Origin of the sequence: Flectobacillus sp. (assembly GCF_049240685.1) — a bacterium.
Lineage (GTDB): Bacteria > Bacteroidota > Bacteroidia > Cytophagales > Spirosomataceae > Flectobacillus.
Map to the genome: position 1 here is coordinate 6,079 of NZ_JBMLSD010000198.1, position 3,582 is coordinate 9,660.

A 3,582-nucleotide genomic window follows, 5' to 3' on the forward strand; every position below is an offset into this window, starting at 1 on the left:
ATAACGTTTTTTAACCTATTACCAGTAAATCGGCCCTGAACCAAGATACTTTTCGGCAATTGGCAAATAGTATTCTTTCATTTCTTCAAGGTCATAAATTTTTGGACATTTAGTGTACAAGTCATATTGATTAAAATCTTTAATCCACTCTTTGTACTGCTCGTCTTTTTCATTCAACAGCTTAGTGTAACTACCTCCAGTATGCCAAGGGTAGAATGAATGATAACGAACCATTACCATACCCTCTTCTGGAATGGTATTGTCTTTATGATTTTTCAAAACTTGATACAAATACTCATCATGACCCCAAGCCAATTGTAAATTGTCAAGTCCACAACCTTCCTCATAAACTCCTAATTCGGTGTTATATCTTTCGTCTTGCATATCTGGGTTAAGTTCATTAAACTCAGGGTAAACACAAGAATCTGGAAGTTTACAGCCAACAACAAAAATATCACCAACCAAGCCCCACTGTTCTGCCTGTGAAGTACCATCCTCGTCTGAGCCCCAAAGATACATAGCTTTGCCAAGGTCATGAATCAAGCCAACCAATTGCATCCAGTCTGGGCGACCTTCAGCACGCATACCCTCTGCCGATTGAAGCAAATGCTGTACGTTTGGTAAATTCAAATCTGGGTCACTTACATCAATAAGAGCGTTCAGTTTTTCCATGGCTTCCCACAAGTGCATTGGCTTGTCGAAAGTAAGGTATTTCTTCTTCATTGCCTGTACATAATCGTAAGTTTGTCTGGTACGCATTTTACGATAATGCTCTTTTACGGCAGCAGTAATGTCGCCTTGGTCGTAGTTACGAAACTCTGATTTTTCTTTTACTAGTACTTCTTCCATGGTATGATATTTTTCTTGTTTAATTACCTATTTTTCATCGAAAAGGAATATTTGACACTAAGCTACTGAAGATTTTTTGAAAAATAATGAAATATTTCGTGAAATCGATTTCAAAATAAAGTACAAATAAAAAGCCCCAAACCATACTTGGTTTGAGGCTTTTCTTAGAAAAATACTATGAAAATGGACTACACGTTGATTTCGCCAACCATGTTTTCAGGTTTTACCCACTGATCAAATTCCTCAGCAGTTAAGTAACCTAAAGCAATAGCTGTTTCTTTCAAAGTTGAACCGTTTTTGTGAGCTGTTTGAGCAATCTCAGCAGCCTTGTAGTAACCAATCTTTGTGTTCAAAGCAGTTACCAACATCAGCGAGTTGTTTACGTGTTTTTTGATATTTTCGTGTAATGGTTCAATACCCACCGCACACTTGTCGTTGAAGGCAACACAAACATCACCAATCAAACGAGCCGAGTGCAAGAAGTTATAAATCATGACAGGTTTGAATACGTTCAATTCAAAATGACCCATCGAACCGCCAATATTGATAGCCACATCGTTACCCATTACCTGAGCTGCAACCATAGTCATAGCTTCGCATTGTGTTGGGTTTACTTTTCCTGGCATGATTGACGAACCTGGCTCGTTGTCTGGGATATAGATTTCGCCAATACCCGAACGAGGGCCTGAAGATAACATACGAATATCGTTACCGATTTTCATTAAGCTAGCCGCTACAGTTTTCAAAGCACCGTGTGCTTCAACAATCGCATCGTGTGCCGCCAAAGCTTCGAATTTATTCTCAGCAGTAATAAACGGCAAACCAGTTAAGTCAGCAATATGTTTTGCAACGTTTACATCATAACCTTTTGGCGTATTGATACCTGTACCAACGGCAGTTCCACCCAAAGCCAGTTCAGCTAAATGCGCTAAGGTATTATTGATAGCACGCAAACCATGATCTAACTGAGATACATAGCCAGAAAACTCTTGACCTAAGGTCAGAGGAGTTGCATCCATAAAGTGAGTACGACCAATTTTTACAACATCTTTGAAAGCCTTAGCCTTGGCATCGAGCGTATCGCGAAGTGTTTTGATACCTGGAATGGTTACTTCCAACAAGATTTTGTAGGCTGCAATGTGCATTGCAGTAGGGAATGTATCGTTAGAAGATTGAGACTTGTTTACATCGTCGTTAGGATGAACAAATTTTTGTTCGTCAAGCAAAGAACCTCCATTGATTACGTGGGCGCGGTAGGCTATTACCTCGTTGCAGTTCATATTTGATTGAGTTCCCGAACCAGTTTGCCAAACTACCAATGGAAATTGATCATCCAATTTGCCTTCAAGAATCTCATCACATACCTGAGCGATAAGATTTTTTTTGTCCTCAGCCAAAACACCAGCGTCGAAGTTGGCAAAGGCTGCAGCTTTTTTGAGATACGCAAAAGCCTTAATGATTTCCTTAGGCATCTTGTTGATGTCCTGAGCAATCGGGAAATTCATGATTGAACGTTGGGTCTGAGCTCCCCAGTAAACATTGGCAGGTACTTGCACCTTACCCATCGTGTCTTTTTCTATTCTGTATTCCATTGTCAAATTGAGAATTGGTAATTGGTTTCGCTAAACTTGCGTTGTAGGAATAATAAATCACGCAAAGGTACACTACAAATAAGTTGAAAGGGAATGATTTTTATTTTTTTGTGGTAAAAATTGATAGGTGCGACAAGAAGGCTATTTTTTGGGATGTTTCTGAAAATATCTTCCTATCAAATATTTTTCTTAGTAGAAAATCCCTATATTTGGGTAAACAAAAATCCCAGGTAACCATATATTTACCTGGGATTATAACTCTTACTTAATTAAAAGTAAGAGAGTGGTGTTCCACTTTTTTCACCTTAACTAAATTAGTTCTTTTGGTCTCGACTTTGTTCGAGATTCAATATCTTTGAGCGTTGTTGGTTGATTTGTTGTTGCAAATCAGCCACTTTAGCTTTATTTTCTTCTATTGATTTCTTATCCGCCTCTACTTGTTCTTGCGATTTGGCAATGCTTCGCAACGAACGCTCAATGCGTTTTTCAAGTTTTGTGTTTGCGATTAGGAGTTTGTTGAGACTTTTCTGACTTTTTCCAAGAGACGCTTGGTCTTCCTGCAAAAGGCCCGAAAGGTAATTGTACTGGTAGCGTGATAAGAAGTTTTCTAAATTGCTTGAAAGCTTCAAAACTTCCTCTGGAGTATAGGTTTGACTCGAGGTTTTTTCACTTGCTGAATTTGTATACAAATATACATTAAATATTCCTTTCTCCACTCTACTTTCTTCAACATATAATATACTATTTACAGAAGATGTAGTAATGTCACTAAACACAACGTTGTCGGCGATAACTTTATTGCTTCTTCGTTTAGTTTTTGCATGATAACTATTTTCTAAATATTCACACCATGCTTTCAATAGACTTTTCTTGTTACCTTTTGTATTCGATGTAAGTACAGGCTTACCCTCATATATACTTTCGGTAACTTTTTGACCCAAACTTAGATTACTGATAGATAATCCTACAAATAGGACACAAGCGAGGACTGTTCGTTTAATATTCATAAGCTTAATTTTAATGTATTTTAAGTAAAGAATAGTAAACGCTTCAATCATAGGCAATTGTGTTTTTTCTTAAAAGTATTAATTTCTCTAAAAATACTCTTTATATCTAAAGTTTAAGTAACTGTACAAAATTA

Annotated in this window: 3 protein-coding genes; all 3 read right to left on the reverse strand. The window is 37.4% G+C overall.

What is annotated here, in order from left to right; all coding sequences use genetic code 11:
- Positions 1-18: 18 nt before the first annotated feature.
- The 3 genes from ACOVQ4_RS09045 to ACOVQ4_RS09055 all read right to left on the reverse strand — a co-directional run bounded on the left by ACOVQ4_RS09045 (position 19) and on the right by ACOVQ4_RS09055 (position 3,448).
- The gene (locus ACOVQ4_RS09045; protein WP_421820329.1) at positions 19-849 is read right to left on the reverse strand and encodes an inositol oxygenase family protein; all 831 of its coding nucleotides are present in this window, start codon (positions 847-849) and stop codon (positions 19-21) included.
- A 188-nt stretch (positions 850-1,037) separates the two neighbouring features.
- Entirely contained in the window at positions 1,038-2,441 is a 1,404-nt protein-coding gene (fumC, locus tag ACOVQ4_RS09050; RefSeq protein WP_421820330.1) for a class II fumarate hydratase, read from the reverse strand.
- A 314-nt stretch (positions 2,442-2,755) separates the two neighbouring features.
- Positions 2,756-3,448 (reverse strand): hypothetical protein, encoded by a 693-nt coding sequence (locus ACOVQ4_RS09055; RefSeq protein ID WP_421820331.1) that lies wholly within the window; start codon positions 3,446-3,448, stop codon positions 2,756-2,758.
- Positions 3,449-3,582 lie beyond the last annotated feature (134 nt).

Coding starts and splice junctions, on each gene's coding strand:
- ACOVQ4_RS09045 (WP_421820329.1), bottom strand. CDS start 849: ATGGAAGAAGTACTAGTAAAAGAAAAATCAGAGTTTCGTAACTACGAC.
- fumC (WP_421820330.1), bottom strand. CDS start 2,441: ATGGAATACAGAATAGAAAAAGACACGATGGGTAAGGTGCAAGTACCT.
- ACOVQ4_RS09055 (WP_421820331.1), bottom strand. CDS start 3,448: ATGAATATTAAACGAACAGTCCTCGCTTGTGTCCTATTTGTAGGATTA.